This is a genomic window from Pedobacter sp. NEAU-ZC8 (genome assembly GCF_059278965.1).
This window is the reverse complement of record NZ_JCAJXC010000007.1, coordinates 127,165-151,466: the sequence shown is the minus strand read 5'-3', so window position 1 is coordinate 151,466 and position 24,302 is coordinate 127,165. Positions and strand designations below refer to the sequence as shown.

At 44.6% G+C, this 24,302-nt stretch carries 21 protein-coding genes; 4 read left to right on the top strand and 17 right to left on the bottom strand.

Features of this window, described 5'->3' with window-relative positions; genetic code table 11:
* The first annotated feature begins 14 nt into the window (after positions 1 to 14).
* A complete protein-coding gene (gene ruvC / locus AC5WJX_RS07835; protein ID WP_440428254.1) occupies positions 15 to 578 on the top strand; it encodes a crossover junction endodeoxyribonuclease RuvC in 564 nt (187 codons plus the stop codon).
* 81 nt (positions 579 to 659) lie between these two features.
* Here ruvC and AC5WJX_RS07830 read toward each other — a convergent pair whose 3' ends face one another.
* The 10 genes from AC5WJX_RS07830 to AC5WJX_RS07785 all read right to left on the bottom strand — a co-directional run bounded on the left by AC5WJX_RS07830 (position 660) and on the right by AC5WJX_RS07785 (position 7,623).
* A complete protein-coding gene (locus AC5WJX_RS07830) occupies positions 660 to 875 on the bottom strand; it encodes a hypothetical protein (protein ID WP_440428255.1) in 216 nt (71 codons plus the stop codon).
* 62 nt (positions 876 to 937) lie between these two features.
* The gene (locus AC5WJX_RS07825; protein WP_494484073.1) at positions 938 to 1,747 is read right to left on the bottom strand and encodes a 5'-nucleotidase, lipoprotein e(P4) family; all 810 of its coding nucleotides are present in this window, start codon (positions 1,745 to 1,747) and stop codon (positions 938 to 940) included.
* Positions 1,748 to 1,814: 67 nt separating this feature from the next.
* Positions 1,815 to 2,702, bottom strand: a complete 888-nt coding sequence (atpG, locus tag AC5WJX_RS07820; RefSeq protein ID WP_494484072.1) for an ATP synthase F1 subunit gamma — start codon at positions 2,700 to 2,702, stop codon at positions 1,815 to 1,817.
* A gap of 26 nt (positions 2,703 to 2,728) precedes the next feature.
* Entirely contained in the window at positions 2,729 to 4,303 is a 1,575-nt protein-coding gene (atpA, locus tag AC5WJX_RS07815) for a F0F1 ATP synthase subunit alpha (RefSeq protein WP_494484071.1), read from the bottom strand.
* Between the two features lie 47 nt (positions 4,304 to 4,350).
* Positions 4,351 to 4,899, bottom strand: a complete 549-nt coding sequence (gene atpH / locus AC5WJX_RS07810) for an ATP synthase F1 subunit delta (RefSeq protein ID WP_440428259.1) — start codon at positions 4,897 to 4,899, stop codon at positions 4,351 to 4,353.
* Positions 4,900 to 4,922: 23 nt separating this feature from the next.
* The gene (gene atpF, locus AC5WJX_RS07805) at positions 4,923 to 5,417 is read right to left on the bottom strand and encodes a F0F1 ATP synthase subunit B (protein ID WP_440428260.1); all 495 of its coding nucleotides are present in this window, start codon (positions 5,415 to 5,417) and stop codon (positions 4,923 to 4,925) included.
* Between the two features lie 102 nt (positions 5,418 to 5,519).
* On the bottom strand, positions 5,520 to 5,735 hold the full coding sequence (atpE, locus tag AC5WJX_RS07800) for an ATP synthase F0 subunit C (protein ID WP_188627586.1): 216 nt from the start codon (positions 5,733 to 5,735) through the stop codon (positions 5,520 to 5,522).
* 39 nt (positions 5,736 to 5,774) lie between these two features.
* Positions 5,775 to 6,935, bottom strand: a complete 1,161-nt coding sequence (atpB, locus tag AC5WJX_RS07795) for a F0F1 ATP synthase subunit A (protein ID WP_494484070.1) — start codon at positions 6,933 to 6,935, stop codon at positions 5,775 to 5,777.
* Between the two features lie 17 nt (positions 6,936 to 6,952).
* A complete protein-coding gene (locus tag AC5WJX_RS07790) occupies positions 6,953 to 7,339 on the bottom strand; it encodes a hypothetical protein (protein WP_440428263.1) in 387 nt (128 codons plus the stop codon).
* Between the two features lie 44 nt (positions 7,340 to 7,383).
* Positions 7,384 to 7,623, bottom strand: a complete 240-nt coding sequence (locus AC5WJX_RS07785; RefSeq protein WP_440428264.1) for an AtpZ/AtpI family protein — start codon at positions 7,621 to 7,623, stop codon at positions 7,384 to 7,386.
* A 100-nt stretch (positions 7,624 to 7,723) separates the two neighbouring features.
* Between AC5WJX_RS07785 and porW the strand changes: the two genes are divergently transcribed.
* From porW to uvrC, 3 genes are read left to right on the top strand one after another with little or no spacing between them, the layout of a single operon-like run.
* Positions 7,724 to 10,555, top strand: coding sequence for a type IX secretion system periplasmic lipoprotein PorW/SprE (gene porW / locus AC5WJX_RS07780; protein ID WP_494484069.1), 2,832 nt, complete (start codon positions 7,724 to 7,726; stop codon positions 10,553 to 10,555).
* A 1-nt stretch (position 10,556) separates the two neighbouring features.
* Complete coding sequence (locus AC5WJX_RS07775) at positions 10,557 to 12,788, top strand: penicillin-binding protein 1A (RefSeq protein WP_494484068.1); 2,232 nt, start codon at positions 10,557 to 10,559, stop codon at positions 12,786 to 12,788.
* Between the two features lie 3 nt (positions 12,789 to 12,791).
* Positions 12,792 to 14,594 (top strand): excinuclease ABC subunit UvrC, encoded by a 1,803-nt coding sequence (gene uvrC / locus AC5WJX_RS07770; protein WP_494484067.1) that lies wholly within the window; start codon positions 12,792 to 12,794, stop codon positions 14,592 to 14,594.
* A 52-nt stretch (positions 14,595 to 14,646) separates the two neighbouring features.
* Here uvrC and porN read toward each other — a convergent pair whose 3' ends face one another.
* The 7 genes from porN to AC5WJX_RS07735 form a co-directional block, all read right to left on the bottom strand.
* Positions 14,647 to 15,519, bottom strand: coding sequence for a type IX secretion system ring subunit PorN/GldN (gene porN / locus AC5WJX_RS07765; protein ID WP_440428268.1), 873 nt, complete (start codon positions 15,517 to 15,519; stop codon positions 14,647 to 14,649).
* 5 nt (positions 15,520 to 15,524) lie between these two features.
* Positions 15,525 to 17,063, bottom strand: coding sequence for a type IX secretion system motor protein PorM/GldM (porM, locus tag AC5WJX_RS07760; protein ID WP_494484066.1), 1,539 nt, complete (start codon positions 17,061 to 17,063; stop codon positions 15,525 to 15,527).
* Positions 17,064 to 17,106: 43 nt separating this feature from the next.
* Positions 17,107 to 17,916 (bottom strand): type IX secretion system motor protein PorL/GldL, encoded by an 810-nt coding sequence (gene porL, locus AC5WJX_RS07755; protein ID WP_440428270.1) that lies wholly within the window; start codon positions 17,914 to 17,916, stop codon positions 17,107 to 17,109.
* A 44-nt stretch (positions 17,917 to 17,960) separates the two neighbouring features.
* Positions 17,961 to 19,313: a T9SS ring complex lipoprotein PorK/GldK gene (gene porK, locus AC5WJX_RS07750; RefSeq protein WP_494484065.1), complete on the bottom strand. Its 1,353-nt coding sequence runs from the start codon at positions 19,311 to 19,313 to the stop codon at positions 17,961 to 17,963.
* 114 nt (positions 19,314 to 19,427) lie between these two features.
* Positions 19,428 to 20,198, bottom strand: a complete 771-nt coding sequence (locus AC5WJX_RS07745; protein WP_440428272.1) for a uroporphyrinogen-III synthase — start codon at positions 20,196 to 20,198, stop codon at positions 19,428 to 19,430.
* Positions 20,199 to 20,213: 15 nt separating this feature from the next.
* A complete protein-coding gene (locus AC5WJX_RS07740) occupies positions 20,214 to 21,227 on the bottom strand; it encodes a DUF4271 domain-containing protein (RefSeq protein WP_494484064.1) in 1,014 nt (337 codons plus the stop codon).
* Positions 21,228 to 21,254: 27 nt separating this feature from the next.
* Positions 21,255 to 24,161 carry a DEAD/DEAH box helicase gene (locus AC5WJX_RS07735; RefSeq protein ID WP_494484063.1) on the bottom strand — a complete coding sequence of 969 codons (2,907 nt, stop codon included), beginning with the start codon at positions 24,159 to 24,161 and terminating at the stop codon, positions 21,255 to 21,257.
* Between the last annotated feature and the right edge of the window lie 141 nt (positions 24,162 to 24,302).

The following is a 24,302-nucleotide window of genomic DNA, read 5'->3' as shown; positions in this document are numbered from 1 at the left end:
CTTATTATTGTTCTATGTTGGTGGAAAAAAAGGAAAGGGTGATCATGGGAATCGATCCGGGAACAGCGGTTATGGGCTACGGATTGATCCTGGAACAGGGGAGTAAAATTAAGCTGATCAGCATGGGGGTGGTAAAGATGGATCACCTTGACGATCATTTTCTAAAGCTTCAAAGGATATTTGACAAGACGGTAGGTTTGATTGAGCAGTACAAACCAGATGTGATGGCGCTTGAAGCGCCGTTCTACGGTAAGAACGTTCAGGTGATGCTGAAACTGGGCCGCGCACAGGGTGTGGCGATGGCAGCAGCGCTATCGAAGAGCATCCCGGTGACGGAATATGCGCCACGGAAGATTAAACAGTCGATTACAGGCAATGGTAGTGCGGGCAAGGAACAGGTGGCGGCGATGTTGCAGCGGCTGCTGCTGTTTAAAGAAACACCCGAGTTCCTGGATGCTACAGACGGACTTGCCGTGGCGGTTTGCCATGCTTTTCAAAGGGTGCCTTCTGGTGGTGGCGGGAAGTCCTACTCCGGCTGGGAAGCTTTTGCGAAAGACAATCAGAAGCGCGTGAAATAAACTCACAAACAACAAACTTATTATAAAACAAAAAAGCCAGTTCTTATCGAACTGGCTTTTTTAATGTTGGTATCTGGAAGGTTATGCACCTAGAATCTTGAAAACGCCTTTGAAGCAAAAAGCTGCTCCTACAAACAGGATAGCCCATGAAATTAGGGACAGCATATCAGAATCACCTGCAAAACGCAAAAACACGCCGATTACACCTAATATAATTCCAACTAGTAATAATTTGTAGATCCCTTCATCGTTTGCAGTTTTCATGCTGGGAGTACTGTAGATTGGTTTCTTATCCATGTTAATTTTTTAGTTTTACCGCACAAAAATAATATTAATTAGCCTATATAAAAGGATTAATACTAATAAGTTTTCAATCCTTTTAACCGTTCTGCAGCCTTGATGGCCTCCGACGGTTTGCCCGCTTTATAGAACTGTTTTTCCCAGTCGCCATACATTGGGTTTGGTAGTACAATAAAATGCGTACCAAATTCGGCTTGTGCCGCATTTACCTGCTCAATGGTGTTCTTGCCTGAGCGATAGAAGATGTTAGAGAAGTCGCTGAGGTTATCACCGCATAAAAGCAGGATATGATAGTTCTCCAGTATCTGCTGTCTTCTAGGTTCTTTATCTGAGGTACTGCTTTTTAGCAGGATGTGTGCTTTATCTGCATTGGGGAAGCCAAGGGTTTTAAGGTTGTACAAAGTACCTTGCATTTCTGAAGTGTCTCTGTTGGTCACGTAAAAGGTCTCCACCTGATGTTCAGCGGCAAACTTGAGGAAGCTCAGTGCACCTGGAACGGTGTCGGCTATGCCTTTGCCGGTCCAATCGCTCCAGTCCTTAGGATCAAAGGTCCTGCCCTGCGTGATCTCATAACCTTGCAATGGTGAATTGTCCAGCACAGTCTCATCCACATCGACCACTACGCAGTACTTCTTGTCCTTGCCCGCTTGTTTTAAACGATCCAGCAGGGATATTTTGGCAAAGTTGTAGGCCTGAAAGGCAAGGGCGCGGTATTCTCCGGCATGTTGCTGCCAGAGTACTGCAGCGGTATAATCGCGGTAACCGCTTTGGTTGTTTGATGTGGTATCTATCTGGTTGGTGCTATTGTCCTGAGCCAGTAGGCCTAATGGCATGAGGAAGGCGATGAGGATCGCTAAACGTGTTTTCATTTGACTGATTTGTTTAAACAAAAAAGCCTCTGTCGTGCGACAGAGGCTTTGATAATATATTCTTTGATTATCCATTCAGGGCAGCAGCACCACTTACAATCTCGGTTAACTCGGTTGTAATAGCAGCCTGACGGGCCTGGTTGTAGGATAGTTTCAATGCTTTCAAAAGATCTCCGGCATTTTCAGTTGCTTTGTCCATAGAGGTCATACGTGCACCGTGTTCTGAAGCATGTGAATCTAATACCGCTTTGTAAAGCTGTATCTTGATCGACTTCGGAATCAACTGTTCTACGATCTCTGCTTGAGATGGCTCCAGGATGTAGTCTACATTTGAGGCTTTTACCGTCTCTACTTGTGTTTCAGCAGCTCGTTTTAATGGAAGCAGTTGCTCTGTTGTAACGATTTGAACAGCGGCATTTTTGAAGCGGTTATAAACCACCTGAACTTCATCATAATCGCCCTTCACAAAGCCATCCATGATCGCTTCTGTAATTTGGGTTACATTCTCGAAGGTCAATGCTGAATATAGCTCGTTGTTGTTACCGATGGTGTTGTAATTACGCTTTTCGTAGAAGTCCTGAGCCTTCTTACCAATTGCAACAACACTAACATTACCGTTCTTCAACTGCTCGCTATAGCGCTCCGCAATCAGATTATTGGTTGCTTTGATAACATTCATGTTGAACGCACCTGCAAGACCACGGTTTGATGACACGACCACAACTAAAACTTTGTTCGGTTCACGCTCCTGAATAAAAGGTGATGATGAACCTTCTAAACTTGCCGACAGATTACCTAAAATCTCCTTTAGTTTAGTAGCATATGGACGTAATTGTGTAATCGCATTGGTAGCACGCTTTAGCTTAGCAGCCGAAACCATTTTCATGGCCTTGGTAATCTGCTGTGTAGATTGCACCGATGCTATACGTATTCTTACTTCTTTTAAATTAGCCATGTTATTTTAGTGTGCGCCGTTAGAGATTAATATTTACTTGAAACCTCTTTAGCTACTGTTTCTAATACGCTTGTACTTGCATCTTCAAGTTTACCTGCTTTTAGGGCAGCTAGAACCTCTGGGTGACGCAATTCAATTTGCTCAAGGAATTCTTGTTCGAATTCTTTAACACGCGCTACTGGAACCTGACGCATCAGGTTTTTAGTACCGATGTAGATGATCGCAACTTGCTTTTCAACTGGCATTGGTGAGAACTGGCCTTGTTTTAACAACTCCACGTTACGGGCACCTTTGTCCAATACAGATTTAGTAGCAGCATCTAAGTCAGATCCGAACTTAGAGAAAGCCTCTAACTCGCGGTATTGCGCCTGATCTAACTTTAAAGTACCAGCAACTTTCTTCATCGACTTGATCTGTGCGTTACCACCTACACGTGATACCGAGATACCTACGTTGATCGCCGGACGAACACCTGCGTTAAACAAGTTCGACTCCAGGAAGATCTGACCGTCAGTAATGGAAATTACGTTGGTCGGGATGTAAGCAGATACGTCACCAGCCTGAGTTTCAATGATTGGCAATGCCGTTAATGAACCACCACCTTTAACGATTCCTTTGATAGACTCCGGAAGATCGTTCATGGATTGTGCGATATCATCGTTAGAGTTGATTTTCGCAGCACGCTCTAATAAACGGCTGTGAAGGTAGAACACGTCACCTGGATAAGCCTCACGGCCCGGTGGACGACGTAGTAAAAGAGAAACCTCACGGTAAGCCACAGCTTGTTTAGACAAATCATCATAAACGATCAATGCCGGGCGACCAGTATCTCTGAAGTACTCACCGATTGCAGCACCAGAGAAAGGTGCGTAGAATTGAAGTGGAGCAGGATCAGCAGCAGCAGCAGAAACTACTACTGTGTATGCCATTGCACCATTCTCTTCTAGTGTACGAACAACGTTCGCTACGGTACTTGCTTTCTGACCGCAAGCTACATATATACATAAAACAGGGTTTCCTGCTTCATAGAATTCTTTTTGATTGATGATAGTATCGATACAAACGGCACTTTTACCAGTTTGACGATCACCAATAACCAACTCACGCTGACCACGGCCAATTGGAATCATCGCGTCAATCGCTTTGATACCAGTTTGTAATGGTTCAGTAACCGGCTGACGGTAAATTACACCAGGTGCTTTACGTTCAATCGGCATTTCGTAGGTTGGGCCTAAGATTGGACCTTTACCGTCGATAGGCTCGCCAAGTGTGTTTACAACACGACCTAACATACCTTCACCAACTTTGATAGAAGCAATTTTATTGGTACGCTTAATGGTATCACCTTCCTTGATGTCGCCATAAGGACCTAATAAAACCACACCAACGTTATCTTCCTCAAGGTTCAATACAATCCCTTGTAAGCCGTTGTCAAATTCAACTAACTCACCTGACTGTACTTTAGTTAAACCGTAAACACGGGCGATACCATCACCCACTTGTAATACGGTACCAACCTCTTCCAGTTCAGCTTCCGATTTGAAGCCCGCCAATTGTTGCCTGATAATTGCCGATACTTCGTCTGGTCTTACCTCTACCATAATGTTTTATATTATTTCTTTTGTAATCAGTAATCTGTTAATGTTTATTAAACCACACCGTGGCTAAATTCTTTCTTTAGTTTATTCAGGTTGCTGGCAATGCTGGCATCAAACTGCCTGTCACCAACTTTTAAAATAAACCCGCCAATCAGTTTCTCATCAACTTTCTCTTTGATCAGTACTTCGTTGGCGCCAACTTCTCTTTTAACTATAGTTATAATCTCAGTACGGTTTGCTTCTGTTAGCGGAATCGCTGAAGTTACCTCTGCAGTGATAATACCTTTCAGGGCATTATACTGTGATAAATAAGCTTTAGCAGTTTCAAACACGATTGAAGACCTTCCTTTGCTTACGATCAGCTTCAGGAACAGATCGGTAACTGCACTAACCCTTCCGGAGAAAGTGTCTTTTAAGATACCGGCTTTTTTATCAAGCGGAATAATCGGGTTGCTAAGAATTGCACCCAGTAAAGGGTTTGCAGTAATTACCGAAACGATGCTTGCCATGTCAGCCCGAACAGCTTCCATAGAGTTTTGCTCGATAGAAAGATCAATAAGTGACTTCGCGTATCTTGATGCTGCTTTACTATTTGACATTTGTACTTTACGTTTGGATAAAATTAGTTTAACTCTACATCCTTTAACAGGCCTGTAACCAATTCCTGCTGTTTCGCTTTATCCTGTAATTGTCCGCGCAAAACACGTTCCGCGATCTCGATAGATAAAGTAGATACCTGCGACTTCATTTCAGCCAGTGCAGCTTTCTTCTGGTTAGCAATTTCGATCTTAGCTTTTTCAAGCATTTTGCTACCTTCAGCCTGCGCCTGTGCTTTAGCCTCATTCAGGATGCTGTCTTTAAGCGTTTTTGCTTCTTTAAGGATAACATCCCTTTCAGCACGCGCTTGTAGCATCAACTCCTCATTTTGAGCAGTTAAACGAGCCATTTCTTTTTTTGCCAATTCAGCTTTATTTAAAGCCTCATCGATGTACTGCTCGCGCTCATAGATAGCACCCATGATTGGTTTCCAGGCTAGCTTTCTAAGAAGCAGCAATAGAAACAAAAACGCGATTAATGTCCAGAAAACAAGTCCAATACTTGGGGTAACTAACTCCATATGATATTTAAATTTCTAAGTCTTAATTTAATTAAGGCTGGAAGGCAACCAATCGTCGACTTCCAACCTTAGTTTTTTTTTCCTGTACTTACAGTCCTTTGATTATTGAGGATTGTTTCCAAGGAACGCAACTACCACACCGAATAACGCAACACCTTCAATAAGTGCAGCAGCGATGATCATTGCAGTTTGAATTTTAGAAGCAGCCTCTGGTTGACGGGCAATACCTTCCATTGCTTTACCACCTACTTGTCCGATACCTAATCCAGCACCGATAACTGCGATTCCGGCACCAATTGCCGCGATTGAACCTACCATAACTAATTTAATTTATATTAATGAATCTATAGTTTAATATTAATGATGCTCCTCAACAGCCATACCAATGAAAAGCGCGCTTAACAAGGTAAAGATGAAAGCTTGTAGAAAAGCAACTAGTAACTCCAGGACATCCATGAAGATCACGAACGCTACCGATACCGGCGCTATTGCAAGTGATTTGAAAATGAAGATCAGAGAGATTAAGCTTAACACGATAATGTGTCCAGCAGTAATGTTGGCGAACAACCTCACCATTAACGCGAATGGTCTTGAAAGCACACCGATAACCTCTACCGGGATCATGATCACATACATCCATTTCGGAACGTCAGGTGCAAAGATGTGACTCCAGTATGATTTGTTACCATTTACGTTTACGATGATCAAAGTGAATAACGCAAGAATAAAAGTGGTCGCAATGTTACCAGTCACGTTAGCACCACCCGGGAAGATTGGAACTAATCCCAAAAGGTTATTGATTAAGATAAAGAAGAACACCGTTAACAGAAAAGGCATAAAACGACCGTAATCATGACCGATGTTTGGTTTAGCAATATCGTCTCTTACAAACACAATGATCGGTTCTAAGAAAGACTGCAATCCTTTAGGCGATTTTCCGTGACGCTTCTTGTACGCAGAGGCTACCGCAGAAAAGACAAGCAACAAGATCACTACAGTCAGGAACATTGCAGCAACGTTCTTGGTGATGGAGAAGTCCATAATGCTAGCCGTTGCAGCTTCATCGATCTGACCATCCGGAGCAACAACTTTAATTTTCTTATTGAAGAAATTCTGACCCACACTCTGGTCTTTGGTGCTCTCCACCAAACGATAGGTATTATAGGTGCCTTTATGATCAGCCTCACCATGGTGAAAGTTACCAGAAGAAAACACTTCTAAACCTTGAGGAGTATACAAAATTACCGGAAGCGGGAAAGAAAAATGACCAGCCACATGCCAAACATGAGAATCAGCGATGTGCTCCATGATCACTTCCGTAGGATCAAAATTACCTTCTTCATGCCCAGCTTCAGCACCATGAGCAGCAGTAGTTGCAACAGCCTCATGAGTGGCGCCAGCTTCAACACTGTCAGTCTGCGCTAAAACAGATGGTACAACAGTGAAAAGCGCTAAAAAAAGCGTAAAAGCAGCAATTAACCTATTCACTTTAAAATCAAAAACGTGGCTACAATCCATTTATTCGCAGATTTTTACTATTTATTTTGGTGGCGCAAGTTACGCAACAACCAGTATATTTCAAAGCAGGTAAACAATAAATATAAAGAAAAAAAGTTGGCCAGGAATATTCCGCCTAACTGGGGCTGTTTCTGACTGTAAATCAGCACAAAAGCCATCGAAAAGATCATCTTCACCGCAATAGATGCCATAATCGCCATTACGCCTACTTCAGGGTCCTTTTTAATCCCAAGATCGGCGGTTACATAGGCGATGTAGGTAATGCCTGCAAGGAAGCAGAAAATCACCCAGAATTTGTTAACAAGAAGATCGGCGTCAGGAAAGATTTGCTGAAGGGCGGCTGCCAGGCCGGCAAGCACAATACAAAACCCCGTATATAAGATTGTAAAACGAACGATGCTCAATGGATCAGATTTGCTGCAAAAATAGCAAATTAATCTGGTGGGCTTTAACTTTTAGGATTGTTCAGCTGATTTACTTCTTTCAGCACCTGATAAATCGCGATCACGACCCCGATCAAGGCCAGCCCCGCAGTATAATATGGCTGTTTGGTCGCCTGGTAATCATCCAGCCAGGATCCCACAAAGGCAAAAACACCTATGATCACAAACATTTGAAAAAATAGACCAGTATACCGGGCATAACTGACAACCTGTTTGCGCTTGACTTCTCGCTGTGGATCTTCCATCTTTTTAGTAAATAAATAGTCTATTGTTTTCTAATGATAGGCTAATCAGATATTTTTGCATATATTTTGTACCATACCACGTAATTCATAACGTATATCATTGAGCAACTCCTCCCTTCATCAGGTAAAGCTACTTCTATTTTGCCTGTCCATCAGTATCCTATATGCCTGCAGCGTACAAAAGGACGGCTCTTCCGGTAGGGGGATGCAAAATCTGACGGCGCGGTATAATTATATATACAATGCGAATATAATCCTTGAGGACTATGTTTCCGAATTATACAATGCTTTCCCGAACAATTACAATGAAGTCCTGCCAGTACACCTGAGTCCACAGAAGTTCGACCCTACAAGTTTGCCGGCAAACCCCAACAACAAGGCGCTTGATGAAATCATTCGTAAGTCCAAAACGATTATTACAGACAAAAGTTTGAGTAACTACCTGGATGAGGCCTACCTGTTGATGGGCAAAAGTGAGTTCTATAAAGGCAATTACTTTCTGGCCGCTGAATATTTCGACTACGTCGCGAAAACTTACCCGGAAAACCAGGCAAGTTTAATCCAGGCGCTGGACTGGCAGGCAAGGTCATTGATGCAGGTGAACGAGTTAAAACCTGCTGCAATTGCACTCGACTCCCTGGAAAAGCATCTGGAGCAAAGCAAGAAGGACCGTGCAGAGCCCATTGCGACACTTGCTCAAATGGCGCTTCTGATGTCTCAGCAAAAACAAGCCATTCCATACCTTGAAACAGCAGTAAAGGAAAGTAAACACAAGCGCAATACCATCCGCTGGCACTTTATACTTGGACAGCTGTACCAGGAGCAACAAGACTATGCTCAGGCGATCAGCCATTATAAAAAAGTACAAAGCAGTAATACCGGGTTTGATCTGTATTTCAATGCAAGGCTAAACCTGGTTGAAGTAAACGCCTTACAAAATGGTGATCAGCTTCGAAAAGAGGAGCAGCTACTGGCCTTACTCAAAGATGAAAAGAATGAGGAGTTCAGCGATCAGATCTACTATCGCATTGCAGAACACTTTCGCGGGCAGCAGTCCTATACCAAAGCAGCAGACTATTACAACAAGGCTATTGAAGCCGTAACAACCAACGTCACGCTTAAAGGTATGGCCTTTCTGCAGGTTGCTGAGCTGAGTTTCACGCAGCAAAGAGACTATCTCCAGGCCAAAAAGCACTATGATGCTGCAATTCAAAATCTACCTAAGGAGTACCCTGGACTGGAACTTATCCAAAAGAAGAGTCAGAGCCTGGACTATCTTTCCAGTCGATACGAGACCATTGCAAGGGAAGACAGCCTGCAGGTCCTGGCTACCTTACCCGAAGTAGCACGTGAAAGCCGGGCCAGGGAAATGCTCTTCCCGACAGCCTCAGAGGCTGCAGCGACCGCAACAGGTACCAGTGTCATCACAGCAGACACAAGCTCTAGCGCAGCTGGCAATAGTACCAACCTGACAAATGCAAGCTCTGGAACTTCACAACAGAACGCGACCTTCTATTTCCAGAACCGAAATGCAATGGAGCGTGGCTACGCAGATTTCATCAAAAGTTGGGGCAATAGAAAACTGGAAGATAACTGGCGCCAAAGCATCCGGAATACTGCACCGAATACCCAGCAAACACTAAGTCTGGACCCGATCACACTACAGCCAAACGATGGCAATGCCGTACAATCTGGCACCGACAGCCTAAGGCTCACTAGTTTTCTGGCTGCTGTCCCGGTAAACAATCAGATGCTTCATGCCTCAAACGAAAGGATCGTAAATGCCTATCTTGAACTTGCATCATTCTATGAGCAGGAACTTAAAGCAAGCAAAGATGCTGCAGCGATCTATGAGCTGCTTTTACAGAAGTATCCGGAGAATAGCCAGCTGGCCGCCATCAACTACAGCCTGTACCGGATTTACAAGGGTCTGGATCAAAACAAGGCCGAAGGCTACAAGAACCAGGTCCTGAACAACCATGGCAGCAGCATCTATGCCCGGATTATCCTGGAACCGAACTTCCGGGCTGACCAGAATATCCTGGAGCTGGAGATCAGTAATACTTACAACATCCTTTTCGAAAGCTACCTGCAGAAAGATTTTCCTAAGGTGATCCGGATGGCAGATGAAACCCTGGCCAAAATGCCGGAGACAAACTTTGCACCACAGTTCGCCTATTTACGCGCGATCGCGGTTGGCCGCACACAACCTGTAGATAGCCTATTACAGCAGCTTGAACAGATCAGATCTGCATACCCGCAGGATCGTCTTATTGTACCCCTGGTCAGCGAGCACCTGAGTTACATCTATGCGCATCTGGCGGAATTTAAAAAGCGTAAGATCGCCTTGATTGATTTTGACCCGAACGAACCTAGATTTTATGCACAGGTTCCTGGAGCCCCTGGAATAAAGACTATGCCGAAGGTGAATGATAGCACTCCACCCACAAAAGCGCAAGCTGTAAGGGAGCTAAATACAAACAACCAAGCCGAGCAAGGGAAGGACCAAACATCAACCGTAACAGCACAAGCTGAACAAAAGCCGGAAACCGCGCAACCCCCTAACACTTCTCCTTTCCGTAATGCGCCTTCTAGCACCTGGTACTTCGTGATCAATGTCGAAGATGCCTCCATCCGCCTCAGCTCTTCACGATTTGGCATCGGACAATTCAGCCGTGGAAACTATCCTGAAAGTGATTTGAGGCACCAATTGGTTGAATTTGACAACGATCAGCTAATTTACGTTGGAAACTTTAGTAATTTTGAGGCTGCTAAGGCATTTCAGGACCGGATAACACCGCAACTGAACAGGATCATGAGGGTCAGTCCAACATTATATAAGACTTTCATCATCAGCAAGGAGAACTTTGACATAATCAAAAGCAAGTCGCTCCTGAACCAATACCTGGATTTTTATAAAAACACTTATTAAAATGAAGCAACAACTTACCCAATCAGATATCAAAAGATACAACTTCACGCTTTGGAAACTACTGATTGGCGGTATCATACTTTTCTCCTTATTCATCGCAGGTGTAGGCTTTGGTATCTTTGGTACACTGCCCTCCTTCCGTGATATTGAACACCCGAAAAGTAACCAGGCTACCGAGATCCTCAGCGAAGACAGTCGCCCATTGGGTAATTACTTTGTGCAGAACAGATCGAACATCACCTACCCGGAGATCTCTCAGAATGTAATTGACGCGCTAATCGCGACAGAAGACACGCGTTTCATGACACACTCCGGTATAGATTTCAAAAGAACATTTACCATCTTTTTCTACAACCTTGTGGGTAAACGTCAGGGTGGTAGTACCATCACCCAGCAGCTGGCCTTAAACCTTTTCTCTGAAGAGGCCCGTCAACGTAACTTCTTTAAGCGACTGATGCAGAAGTTTCAGGAATGGGTTATTGCGGTAAAACTGGAGCGCAACTATACCAAAGAAGAGATCATTACCATGTATTTGAACACCGTCGATTTCGGTAACCAGGCATACGGCATAAAATCTGCAGCGAGAATATACTTCAACACCACCCCAGATAAATTATCATACACGGAAGCGGCGACACTTGTAGGCCTACAAAAAGGTATCACAAGATACTCTCCTACACGTAATCCGGAGCGCTCCCGCGAACGAAGAAACACCGTACTTGCCATGATGGTGAAGGCCGGTAAACTTACCGATGAGCAGTTTCAGGTAGAGCAGGCAAAGCCATTGGGTCTAAAATTCAGAAGCGCTACCGTAAGTGATGGTATTGCACCATACTTCCGTGCGGTATTGAAATCCGACATTAAACGTATTTTCCAGGAACGTTCCATCCTGAAAGCAGATGGTACACCATACGATCTGGACCGTGATGGCCTGAAGATCGTGACCACCATCAACTATGATATGCAGGTGTATGCGGAAGAGGCACAACGTGAATACATGAAAACGCTTCAACAGCAGTTTAACAAAAGCTGGAGAGGTAAAAACCCTTTCAAGGGCAATCAAACACAGCTGCTTCAGGGTGTTAAGCGCTCGGAGCGCTACAAAGCACTTCAACTGGAGGGTAAATCCGAAGATGAGATTATGAAAGACTTCAACACCCCTACCCGCATGAACATCTTCACCTGGAAAGGCGACGTAGATACCTTGATGAAACCTATGGACTCCGTGAAGTACTACAAAATGCTGTTGCGTAATGCCATGATGGCCATGGATCCTAAAACCGGACACATCAAAGCATGGGTTGGCGGCATAAACTTCCAGCATTTCAAATATGATCAGGTAAAGATGGGTTCACGTCAGGTGGGTTCCACGGCTAAACCTTTCACCTATGCCGTGGCTATTGAGAACGGTTATTCACCTTGTTATACGGTGGCAAATGAACCTGTAACGATCGAAACGCCAGGCAGTGCACCATGGACACCACGCTCTTCCCCAAGTTCGACCATTCCGGGTATGGTTACCTTGCAAACCGCATTGGCCAACTCCCAGAACTATATCACCGCCTTTTTGATGAAGCAAGTTGGCCCTACTGCAGTGGCTACACTGGCAAAGAAGATGGGTATCAGCACCGATGTTCCAGCTTATCCTTCCATCAGTTTAGGGGTATTTGATGCTTCGATTTACGACATGGTAGGGGCTTACAGCGTATTTGCAAACAAAGGCGTGTGGACTGAACCAACCTATATTCTACGGATAGAAGACAAAAATGGCGTGGTATTGTACAACAAAACACCACAAGTGAAGGTTGTTATGAACGAAGAAGTTGCTTACGTGATGACAAGAATGCTCCAAGGTGTGGTGAATAAAGGTACAGGATCGAGATTAAGATATAAATACGGCATTAACGCGCCAACCGGCGGAAAAACGGGAACAACGCAGAATAATTCCGATGGATGGTTCATGTCCATAACACCAGACCTGGTAGCTGGGGTTTGGACCGGTTGTGAGGACCGTGCATTTCACTTCATCAGCACCCGTGAGGGTGAGGGTGCGAATACGGCATTGCCGATCTATGCCGGTTTCATGAAACGGGTATATGCCAATCCTTCCTTGAAGATCTCAAAAGGAGATTTTGAGGCACCGACTACCCCACGTACCATCGAGTATGATTGTAACCAGTATCAGCAACAAGAGCAAGGAAAAACAGAACTCGACGAGAAATTAGGCTTCTAGCGCATGGCTGCATTCGATTATAAAACGGCATTGAACGATGTTCCGCATCGCCCCGGTGTATACCAGTTTTGGGATGCCGAGGGGGTGCTGATCTATATTGGCAAGGCAAAGGACCTGCGCAACCGCGTAGGCTCTTACTTTAACTCCGACAATCAGCTTAATGGCAAGACCCGTGTGTTGGTGTCCAAGATCCGTAAGATCACCTTCACTATTGTCGATACGGAGATCGATGCCTGGCTGCTGGAAAACAGCCTTATTAAAAGGCACCAGCCAAGATATAACATCATGCTCAAGGATGATAAGACCTATCCATGGATCATCATCAAAAAAGAGCCATTTCCACGTGTTTTCTGGACCCGTAAAATGGTGAAAGATGGATCGACCTACTTTGGCCCTTATGCTTCTGTAGGCATGATGCACACCATCCTGGATCTGATCAAGGAGACCTATCCCCTTCGTACCTGCAACCTGCCCTTAACGATTCCAAACATTGAAGCAGACAAGTTTAAAGTCTGCCTGGAATACCAGATCGGCAACTGCAAAGGCCCCTGTCAGAAGTACCAGTCGCTGGAAGACTATGAAAAAAATATCGAAGAGATCAAAGAGATCCTCAATGGTAAGATCGGAAACGTCATCCGGGATGTTAAACAGATCATTAAAAATGCCGTTGCGGATTTAAACTTCGAAACGGCACACCAATATCAAAAGAAACTGCTGGTACTCGAAAAGTATCAGAGCAAATCCACCGTTGTCAACAGCTCCATCACCAATGTTGATGTGGTGAGCATTGCCTCCGATGAACGTTACGCCTTCGTAAACTACCTAAAGATCATGAACGGCAGTATCATTCAAACGCAAACCATCGAGATCAAGAAGCGACTGGATGAAACCGATGAAGAACTGCTCAGCATCGCCATCACCGAGTTCCGTACCAAGTTTAACAGTACTTCTAAAGAGATCATTGTTCCCTTTGAGCTATCCATCACCGATCCGGGATTAAAGTTTACGGTACCCAAACTTGGTGAAAAGAAAAGCCTGCTGGAGCTTTCTCAGAAGAACGTGCTGTTCTTCAAACGGGAGAAGCTGAACCAGTATGAGAAAGTCAATCCGGATCTAAGAACGGAACGCATCCTTACCCAGATGCAAAAGGACCTTCGCCTTACACAACTGCCTTCGCACATTGAGTGCTTTGATAACTCCAACTTCCAGGGCAAGTACCCCGTATCCGCGATTGTGGTGTTCAGAGATGCGAAACCATCAAAAAAGGACTACCGGCATTTCAACGTGAAAACCGTTGAGGGGCCAAATGACTTCGCCACCATGGAAGAAGCGGTTTACAGGCGATATAAGCGCATGCTGGAAGAAGAGCAGCCATTGCCTCAGCTCATCATCATTGATGGCGGCAAGGGTCAGCTCTCCTCTGCTATGACCAGCTTAAAGAAGCTTGGTATAGAGAACCGGGTTACGGTGATCGGTATTGCTAAAAGGCTCGAAGAACTTTACTACCCCGGCGACAGCTTCCCGCTGTACCTGGACAAGAAATCCGAGACCTTGAAAGTGATCCAGCAATTACGGGATGAGGCGCACCGCTTCGGCATTACCTTCCACCGTAAGAAGCGTGATCAAGGCACATTGAAAACGGAACTTGAGAACATCCCCGGCATTGGGAAAACTACAGCCGACAAGCTGTTGAGGCACTTTAAATCCGTTAAACGGATCAGGGAAGCCACAGAAGATGAACTGGCGACCATCGTTAACAGGACCCAGTTAAAAACCCTGATCGAATATTTCAATCAACACGCCTAAACGAAAAAAGCCCGGCATCTCGAAGATGCCGGGCTTTATATTTACCTGGGTGTTAGTACTCCCAAAGGCCTTGTTCGTAATCTGAAATGGACTTTTTAACCCTTTCAGACTCGTATAACTTTCTTGGATCTTTAGGATCTGTCTGGCCTACAATTTCAGCGAGGGTCTTATTTGCTGGGTTGGTCTCTTTAACGATATAGCTGGTGAACAACCTCCTTACAAAGAAATCATCGTAAGTTAAGGTTGAAGCATCATTAGCAGGATTGACCAGCTTCTTTTTGCTCAGGATCTCTCTTGCCTCATCAAAATACACCCAGAATACGGGCTGCCAGTTACCTTCTACCATCTTCATCGGTGCAATACCAACAATGCGAGGTTCGAAGATGGAACGTTTAACGTCCAGGATCCAGTCTTCCTTGATACGGTATTTCATGAACTCCTCCGGTCTGAAACGACGTAAAGTAGGTTCAGATAATTTACCGGTAAGCGGATCAGGCTCGCCTTCGGTAACACCTCTCGCTAAACGCAGGGCATCCTGTGCCGTTAAGGCGATTTGAAAGGAATCATTATCTTCCAGGATACGGCCTGCAGCGGTATCTTTTGGAGAATATGCCGTGAGTTCTTCCCGGCCAATGGCCTCGATCAAAACATCAATAAGCTTTGATTTCTCCGCAGCAAGCACCGAATTCAACGTATCTCTCAGATCGATCTCACGCCAGATCCGTTTCGAGTAGTAAACGTCCTCGTCACGTACTTCAGCAAAAGGCGCCATAAAGCCGCTATCAACGTCGTTCCTTACTGCAAAACCATCCTTTGGAGGCGTTTTAATCTTGGATCTGGAGCTGTCAGCCGCTGCTGAAGTGCTTTGTGCAAAAGCAGCAGCGCCAAAGAGCATAAACACAGCGGTATATAAGACCTTTTTCATCTTTATTATCTTGCTATAAATGTAATTCCATTAAGCACTTTCTGTCTTCCGTCTGGTCCTTCTGCAACGATATCTTTGAAGATCACCGTAGCGCCAGGTTTAATGGAATTTAAAGCACCTTTAATCTGTCCGGAGAAACTACCTCCGCTATTTTGAATGGTCACCGCATCAGATCTTGGATTGATAAACGTTGTAGAGAACCTCAATACGCGATATTTGATATCAAAGACGAAGTCTTCCAACTCAGTTTCAATCTGATTTGAAGCCACTAACCACTCCAGATCAACATTACCACCTGATTTACCTTTAATGAAGGCTTTAGGTGTCGGTAGGGCTTTAACACGGAACTTCTGTGCACCGAGGTTTATCGTCTTACCGCCTGCTGACGCAGATACGTTGATGTTTAATTCTTTACCAATCTGTGAACCGGGAACATTAACCATGTATTTACCACCGCTTCCACTGATTGAACCACCAGAGATCGTTGCACGTACGCTTTCCAAAGGAAAACCTGCTGCGGATACCGAAAATGGATTTGGGATACCTGCATAGATCACGTTCATTTTATCCGGGGAAACCGTAGCGGATGGTTTTGCCACCTGATAGGTTTGCTCTGGTGTACGGTATTCTTTGATCTGTCCGTCAGTTTGTTTAACGCGGATCGTTCCAACCCACTTAAACACACCCACACTATTCGTGCCGCCAGTATAAGTTGCCTTACCATTTCTCACGGTAAGTTTGCTTCCACCTACGGAAATGTCCGGGCTCGACTTCGAATCACTGGCTGTTAAAAATACCTCAGCAACATAAGGCTGACCTTGGATCACGTAGGATGATGGTGCTACAGCAACTGCAGCAAACTGATCCAGGTTCACCAAGGACTTATCCATGTTTCCGAAAAGCTTTTTAACTACTTCCGCTTCCGCATTCTTGGTATCAGTCTGTATTTTCGTTAAAATGGTGTTTGCTGCCGTTAATGGCGTGCCTTCACCAAAGTTAATGTCAGCCCATTTCTTCTTGCCATTCACATTCTTCTCTGCATCGTTGGCAACAAGCGTGAAGGTAACACCTGCACGATCTTCCGGGTTGAGTAAGCCAATCAGCTTTTCACGGGTATCGTTGATCATCTTCTGAAGTTTTTCACCTTCTTTTTGATTGATCATGATTCCCTGAGCGATATCCTGATTACCTCTTTCTACCAGGTCTCCGGTTTCTTCGTCGATACCGCTACCCTCCGCTACAAAGCGGGCTTTTAGTTTCTGAATGTATCCATCCAGTTCCCCTGCATAAGCTTTAGCCTGCTGGGCTTTCTCCCAGATCGGCTGTGCCCTTGCAGGCTCATCTTTTAATTTTGTATTCTGAAAAGCAGTGAATAATTGCTCTACACTTGTATTAACGTTGTTCTTTGAGGTTTCCAAACTGTCGTTGATGTTTTTGAAAGCATCCAGAATGGTATCTGACACGTTTAATGCAAGCATGGCAAGCAATACCAAATACATGATATTGATCATCCGCTGCCTTGTTGTTTCTTTTCCTCCGGCCATGTTTATTAAAGGTCTTTGTTATTAATTAATAATTAAGGACTAATTATACACGTGGCTGGTTCATAGCAGACAGCATATTGCCATAAATCGCATTTAATGAAGCTAGGTTTTTAGCAAGTTTCGCAACTTCGTCTTTAAACATTTTCGAATCTTCCATCGACTCGTTAAAGTTATGCATGGTGGTAGATAGGTTCTGGTAGAACGTATTCATCGATTTCAAATGTGCGCTTGAATCCTGAAGTTCCAACTCGTATACGGCGTTCAATGCAGACAGGTTCTTCGCTAGTTTGTTCACCTGCTCATGGTAGGCTCTTGCCTCACCAGTGCTTTGACCCATTTCAACCAACTGTGCAGTTGCTTTATCAAATGCAGTGTTCAGGTTATCAAAGCTGGCAGTTGCCGACTTGATTTTTGAAGTGTATTCTGTCGTTGCAGATGATGCGTCAGCAACGTTCGAAATTGCGGCAACTTTATCGCCGAAAGTACGTAAGCCATTTCCAAGGCTTTCGATAAGATCTGGTCCAACGTTTGCGTTTCTAAGCATATTGTCTAAAGCTGCAGTTGTAGGTGCACTCTGCGGCACGTTTACTGCTCTTGCAGATGCTTTTGGTAGCTCACCAGCATACTCTGGACTTAGTTCAGGATAAACCTTCTCCCATGCTGGCTCTGGTGTAGGTGGAAAGAAACCCGTTAAGAAGAATAAGAAAGCCTCTACGCCTAATCCTATCCCGATCATGTAATTTCCCCAGATTCCGCCAATGTGTAGGATTTTAAATAATGCGCCAATGATTACGATACTGGCTCCCCATGAAATTGCAGTATGTAACCAATCAAATTTTTTCTTTGCTGCCATGTTCTTGTTCTAGATGGTAATTTTAGTTGTGATGATTTGTGTTTTTACTTGTAGTTGATGTCAGTTCCTGCATAAGAAACCACACATCTGAAGCCAATGTAAGATGTTGCGTTGTCCTGGTATTCGTAGGTACCTACGGAGTTCTGAAGGAAGAAACCTATGTCCTTCCATGAACCACCTCTAACCACTTTACGCTTAAGGTATTTGTTATCCTCAGGTCTTGCCACGTAAGTGTAGTTCGGGTTGAAGTCCAGGAGCATGGTACCGGCCGACTTATTATAAGCGGTCAGTGTCCACTCCGACACGTTTCCGGCCATGTTATACAAGCCATAATCGTTCGGGAAATAAGAATGTACGTTCACGGTATATAAACCGCCGTCGTCAGAATAATTACCACGACCAACTTTGAAGTTCGCCTGCATACATCCTTTAGCATTACGGATGTAAGGGCCACCCCAAGGGTATTTAGTTTTTACATTACCACCTCTTGCAGCATATTCAAACTGCGCTTCTGTAGGTAAGCTATAGCTTAATCGGGAATTGTAAGGCATATTGCGTTGCGCGGCAACAGACTGAAATAAGCGTGTGCGCCATACGCAGAAAGCGTTTGCCTGTTCCCAGGTTACCCCCACAACCGGGTACTCATCATAGGATGGGTGGTTGAAGTAACCGATAACCATTGGGTCGTTTTGAGAATAGGAGTAATCCGTTTTCCAAACCAGGGTATCCGGATAAACACTTACCGAAGGGAACTCATTAGGTTTATTTGGATCTGGTGCGTCTACATAACTCTCAATAAAGTCACTACGCTTAGCATTAGGGTTGTTTTTAGACTTCGCAGCAAGATCCATGTTCACCACTTTGTAGGAGTAGCGGAATTTCCTTACATCGAGTTCTGCCCTACCGAATAGCGCATCATCCCCGCTGTAATACATGTCGCTAAGTTTGCTCGCATAACCGCCGTTTTTGTTGCTCCACAAGCGTGAACCATCGCCAACTTTCTTCCAGTTGATGTTGCGCTGACCATTGTTAGCGCCCTCACCTGCTGGTGCGGGCATATAAAGATCAGGTGCACCTGAAGGACCTAAGCTGGTTATTGCGACAGAGTCACGTACATAATTCACAAACTGACGGTATTCGGCATTGGTGATCTCGGTTTCGTCCATGTAGAAGGCGCTGAACGATACCATGCGGCTTGCAGGAGCCTGGCTGCCGGTGATGTCTTCATCCGAGCCGCCGATTAGTGTGCGGCCCGGTGGAACATAGACCATTCCAAGTGGCACGCGGTTGTTTTTGAAATTCTTATTGTAAACCCCTACTAATTCGCCCTGCCCGCCTTTTCCGCAGCTGGTCATTAGCATGGTTAAAATAATAAAACCAAAGTAAAGTTTTCTCATATGTTACTGAAAGAGTAGATCGGGTTGATGATTTGGTAGTCGGTATATCTTATCAAACTTAACAAATCTTTTTATCAAAAAACAATAACACAAACAACCTGCCAAAAAGAAACCTTACTTATTAGACTTCTTGATGTAGTTTTCGATCGCCATGATCATAGATGGCGCTTCCGGTGTTGGTGCAGCGATATCCACAATTAGACCTGCCTCAGTTACAGCGCGATGCGTGTTGACGCCAAAAGCAGCTATTCGTGTATTGTTTTGTTTAAAATCTGGGAAATTTGTGAACAGGGATTGTATACTTGATGGACTGAAAAAGCCAATGATATCGTAAAATACTTCAGCAAGATCAGACAGGTCACTCACGACAGTTTTGAATAATACTGCAGGGGTGAAATCATATCCATTTTTCTGAAGAAAGTTCATGGTATCCTCCGTTGCAACGTCTGAACAAGGATAAAGGAACTTTTCAGATGCATGTTTCTTTAAAACTTCGGCTAAATCTGAAGCTGTTTGTTTACCAAAAAAGATTTTACGCTTGCGGTATTGGATGTATTTCTGCAGATATAATGCTGTAGATTCTGATATACAGAAGTACTTCAAATCTGCTGGCACATCATATCTCATTTCTTCACAAATACGGAAGAAGTGATCAACAGCATTTCTACTGGTAAACACGACCGCAGTGAAATCTGCAAGGTTAATTTTGTCTTTTCTAAAGTCTTTGGCTGGTACACCCTCAACATGAATAAATGATCTGAAATCAATTTTCACGTTGTACTTCTTCGCTAAATCAAAATAAGGAGATTTATCTGTTTCAGGTTTAGGCAAAGTGATCAAAATGCTCTTTACTTTACGTAACCGATCTTCTCTGTTTTCTTGCATGTGTATCTGGTTTCCTTATAGTCCAATTGCCTTGATTACTATTAATATAGGGCAAATTTCAAGGGCACAAAAGTACAAAAATAAATAGACTTTTGAAAAACGATTGTTTGATAATATGTTATATCCCGCACGGACAAACTGGAAAATAAAAGCAACCGTTACCAACATTGCCGCAGCAGAGATAAAGTACATACCATAACGTAGCGGTGCCAAAGCAAAGGCAACCACCAATGGAATAAAGACCAGTGAGATGTTAAAGTAACTGAGATATAGCACTGTAATGTACTCGTGAATCAGTTTTTGAATGAAAAACAGATGTCCGAGTCCACGTAAAATAAAGATCTTAAGGGCGAATAAAACAACGATCAGCACAGAGATCGTTACAAAAAATTGCAGTCCCCCGGCACCATATGAAATTTGGTAATACTGTGAAATCAGGTATAAAAACATTCCCAGTGTGAAGCCAAACTGTATAAATAAGAACAGAAATGGCCATGATGTAAACAGGTTATCTTCCTTATACAGGTTGTTCAAAACCCGGTTGCTATAGAAAGCCTGAATCATATCCCCCAGTTGTTTATGAAAGGAGATCCGGAGTATGCCGAAAAGCAGGAGCAAGAACAGCATGAAAGAAAGCACCCAGGGTTCGCCTTTGGGAACTGGCCGCCCAAGCTTATAAAAGCTCTCGGCCTTCCCTTTTCCCGTTAAGTCATACCAGGCTTCGCCTTTTTTGAGGGGACGGACATTTGCCTTCAGAATACTGTCAATGATCATATGCCGGTCAAGCAGTGAATCTGGAAGAAGCCAGGTATGCCGCATGATGGAATCGGTAACAAAGCGCTGCCGCGCCAGCATCGCAGAGTCCCGTTGACGCTTCGGTATTACCTGCAGCAAACTTACACTACTGTCGGGCCTGGATTGCTGCAGCCGCTGCGGAACATTTTGTTGAACCGGCGTTTCAACCTGTCCCATGGCTACAATGGAAGCGAATGCAAAAAACAAGAAAATAGCCAGCAGCGGTTTAAACATCGTACAAATCTAATTCTAAATCTACTATTAACTGAACAATTCTAATAATTCGGCTTTGCCGAGCGTTTGCAGCAAATTACCCTCGGTTTTAATGATATCTTCCACCAGGCGCTGTTTACGCTGCTGCAACTGCATGATTTTATCCTCAATGCTATCCGGACAGATCAACCGAACGGCAACCACATGTTTCTGCTGCCCGATCCGGTAAACACGATCGATCGCCTGCTGCTCCGCAGCAGGGTTCCACCAAGGGTCGATTAGGTACACGTAATCTGCTTCAGTAAGGTTCAGCCCGGTACCGCCTGCCTTAAGACTGATCAGGAACACCCTTACCTCCGGACTTTCACTAAAGCGTTTCACTTCAGCCTCCCGCTTTGTGGTTTGTCCCGTTAGGTAGCTGTAGCCGATCTTCCGCTGCTGCAGCTCAGTTCTGACCAGGTCCAGCATCCCCACAAAAGAAGAAAACACCAGGATCTTGTGTTCCCCCGACCTGCCTTCGATTTCTTCCAGGAGCGTATCGATCTTTGCAGAGGCATTACCGTAAAAAACATCATTACTGATCAAGGCCGGGGAGTTACAGATCTGCCGCAAGAGCGTCATCCCTTTAAGAATGTGCATGGTTTGTCCGGCAAGCTCGTCCGACTTCTGCGACATCAGGTAGTTCCGGTATTCGAGCTTATAAGAATCATAAACCTTGCGTTGCTCCTCGCCCATCTCGCAGTAGATCACCATTTCTGTCTTCTCGGGCAGCTCTGTCGCCACCTGTTTTTTGGTGCGCCTCAGCAGAAATGGCCTGACCATCCGCTGCAGTTCATTCGCTTTACGGGTATCATTGAATTTATCGATCGGTATCACGTACTGATCTTTGAAATGCTTTCGCGTGCCCAGCAAGCCGGGGCAGGCTAAAGAAAACTGTGCATATAAATCGAAGGTATTGTTCTCCAATGGGGTACCCGTCAACATCACTTTGCTCCGAGACTTCAGCAAGGCAATTGCTTTATACCGCTGGGAATTTGGATTCTTGATGGTTTGGGATTCATCCAGAAAGATATAGTTGAAGCGGAAATGTTTCAGGTAGCGCACATCCTGAAGTATGGTGCCATAGGAGCTAAGTACCACATCATAGCTGTCGAACGCGTCGACATGTTTGTCCCGGTCTGCACCATAAATGGTGTGTACCCTCAGTGAGGGTGCAAATTTCCTTATTTCCGCTTGCCAGTTAAAGATCAGCGTTGCCGGTACTATGATCATACTCGGTACCGAGACACCCTTTTCCTTTTGCAGCAGCAGAAAAGCGATGATCTGGATGGTTTTCCCCAGTCCCATATCATCTGCCAGACAACCACCGAATCCAAACTCATCGAGGAAATTTAACCAGTTCAAGCCCTCTTGTTGATAGTGCCTCAACCTGCCATGAAATTTTTCCGGAACCTCTACCTGGCCGATCACGTTGAACTGCGCTAACTTGGTACGGAAGTTCTGAATTTCCATACGCAGAGGTGCCCTGAGCATTTCATCTTCATAGAGCGAATCAATACTCACGATGTTTACTTTCGGTGTACGAACCACCTCCTCCACAACTTCACCCGCTTCAAGATAGGCGGATAGTCGGGCTACCCATTCCTCCGGCAATACACCCATGGTGCCGTCACCAAGCTCTACGAACTTGCTCTTGTTGCGAAGTGCTTTTGCCAGGTGTTTAAGGCTGACCTGCTGCTTACCATAACTGATCTTTATCCCTGTTTCAAACCAATCCAGACCGGAAATGACTTCTATAGAGATCTTTGCACTGTTGGGGTTCAGCTTATTGTCTTTGAGATCATTAAAGCCCAGAACCTTAATTTCCTGCTGCTGCCAATAGGCAAAAGCATTCAAAAACCAGCCTTCATCAAGAAAGCGTTTTTTATGCAGGTAATAACATTCCTGGGCCTCCTGCTCCAGGAAGAGTGGATGTTGGTGCCGCAGCATCCTGAGGAAAGCGTCTTCCATAGCTTCATCCCGCTGTACGGTGAATGGTATACCGGTACTATCCAGGGCATATATCTGCTGTTGAGAAAGTACAGGCACTTCCACGTTGCCATAGCGGATCACGGGGGTGATCAGTACATAATCTCCTGAATCGGAAAGGTAGATCAGCCTTTCATTCCTGGTGTCGAAATTATTTTCCTGTAGCTGCTTCTTCGTAGCGGGTTTCAGGTAGGCATAGTTAACCTTCACCTTGCCTTCCAGCTTCGACAATATCGTTCGCTGAAACTCATCATAGGCTTCCTCGGGGAAGTAGAGCCGGTTGTTGTTCCGCTTAAAAACTTCAATCACCTGCAGGTAGTCGAGATTGTCAATCAGCTGCATCACCCCATTGTACAGGAAGAAATATTGAAATTTGATGTTCAGCAGATCCAGGTTATAGGCTTTTTCGCCGATATAAAGTCGTGCTGTAATCTCATAGAAGGCTTTTCTAAGCACTACTTCCAAGCGCAGATCGAGCTTATACATCCCCAGCTTAACCTTTACGATTGAGCGGATATTAACATTTGCCGATTGCTCTGGATCATGGTAGTAAACATCTAATCCCAGTGGATTTTTCACCAATGCTCTAAGCCCTTCCATGTCGGCTTCGGTATGCTCGGCATCATAGCTGCTCCGCAGTCTTGCAATCGCCGCATAAAACTTCAATTCGTCAGGATCATTGACCTTCCAAATGAAATCAAGTGGATCGATAAGTACCAGCGGATTTTTGAGTTTTCCATTACTGCCCAGCGTCGCTTCATAGATCTCTGCCACGAAGTGGGTGTAGTACTTGTGTTTGCGCAGCAGCAGGATACGCTGTTTACCCTCCGGCTGTTTATCCGTAAGCGGGGGTTGCCAGGCCGTTCGGGCCAGCAAGCGGGTTTTAAGGTTACTGAGTTCAGGGAGCAGTGGATCTTGTTCTGGCATAAGGTGTTGAGCAAAAGTAAGGATTCTCCAGATTATTGATCGCTTAAGCCTGAGCTGAATCGTCACAGTTTTTCTCTAAATCAGACACAAAGTATTAACCCTATATTAACAGAAGGTTAATTCTCGTTTTAATTATTGAAT

What these genes read in the sequence shown, in the direction of transcription:
- porM (WP_494484066.1), bottom strand. Translation starts at nt 17,063, where the DNA reads ATGGCCGGAGGAAAAGAAACAACAAGGCAGCGGATGATCAATATCATG.
- ruvC (WP_440428254.1), top strand. Translation starts at nt 15, where the DNA reads ATGTTGGTGGAAAAAAAGGAAAGGGTGATCATGGGAATCGATCCGGGA.
- AC5WJX_RS07775 (WP_494484068.1), top strand. Translation starts at nt 10,557, where the DNA reads ATGAAGCAACAACTTACCCAATCAGATATCAAAAGATACAACTTCACG.
- uvrC (WP_494484067.1), top strand. Translation starts at nt 12,792, where the DNA reads ATGGCTGCATTCGATTATAAAACGGCATTGAACGATGTTCCGCATCGC.
- atpG (WP_494484072.1), bottom strand. Translation starts at nt 2,702, where the DNA reads ATGGCTAATTTAAAAGAAGTAAGAATACGTATAGCATCGGTGCAATCT.
- atpH (WP_440428259.1), bottom strand. Translation starts at nt 4,899, where the DNA reads ATGTCAAATAGTAAAGCAGCATCAAGATACGCGAAGTCACTTATTGAT.
- AC5WJX_RS07735 (WP_494484063.1), bottom strand. Translation starts at nt 24,161, where the DNA reads ATGCCAGAACAAGATCCACTGCTCCCTGAACTCAGTAACCTTAAAACC.
- AC5WJX_RS07745 (WP_440428272.1), bottom strand. Translation starts at nt 20,198, where the DNA reads ATGCAAGAAAACAGAGAAGATCGGTTACGTAAAGTAAAGAGCATTTTG.
- porN (WP_440428268.1), bottom strand. Translation starts at nt 15,519, where the DNA reads ATGAAAAAGGTCTTATATACCGCTGTGTTTATGCTCTTTGGCGCTGCT.
- porK (WP_494484065.1), bottom strand. Translation starts at nt 19,313, where the DNA reads ATGAGAAAACTTTACTTTGGTTTTATTATTTTAACCATGCTAATGACC.
- atpF (WP_440428260.1), bottom strand. Translation starts at nt 5,417, where the DNA reads ATGGAGTTAGTTACCCCAAGTATTGGACTTGTTTTCTGGACATTAATC.
- AC5WJX_RS07825 (WP_494484073.1), bottom strand. Translation starts at nt 1,747, where the DNA reads ATGAAAACACGTTTAGCGATCCTCATCGCCTTCCTCATGCCATTAGGC.
- porL (WP_440428270.1), bottom strand. Translation starts at nt 17,916, where the DNA reads ATGGCAGCAAAGAAAAAATTTGATTGGTTACATACTGCAATTTCATGG.
- atpB (WP_494484070.1), bottom strand. Translation starts at nt 6,935, where the DNA reads ATGGATTGTAGCCACGTTTTTGATTTTAAAGTGAATAGGTTAATTGCT.
- atpE (WP_188627586.1), bottom strand. Translation starts at nt 5,735, where the DNA reads ATGGTAGGTTCAATCGCGGCAATTGGTGCCGGAATCGCAGTTATCGGT.
- atpA (WP_494484071.1), bottom strand. Translation starts at nt 4,303, where the DNA reads ATGGTAGAGGTAAGACCAGACGAAGTATCGGCAATTATCAGGCAACAA.
- AC5WJX_RS07830 (WP_440428255.1), bottom strand. Translation starts at nt 875, where the DNA reads ATGGATAAGAAACCAATCTACAGTACTCCCAGCATGAAAACTGCAAAC.
- AC5WJX_RS07740 (WP_494484064.1), bottom strand. Translation starts at nt 21,227, where the DNA reads ATGTTTAAACCGCTGCTGGCTATTTTCTTGTTTTTTGCATTCGCTTCC.
- AC5WJX_RS07785 (WP_440428264.1), bottom strand. Translation starts at nt 7,623, where the DNA reads ATGGAAGATCCACAGCGAGAAGTCAAGCGCAAACAGGTTGTCAGTTAT.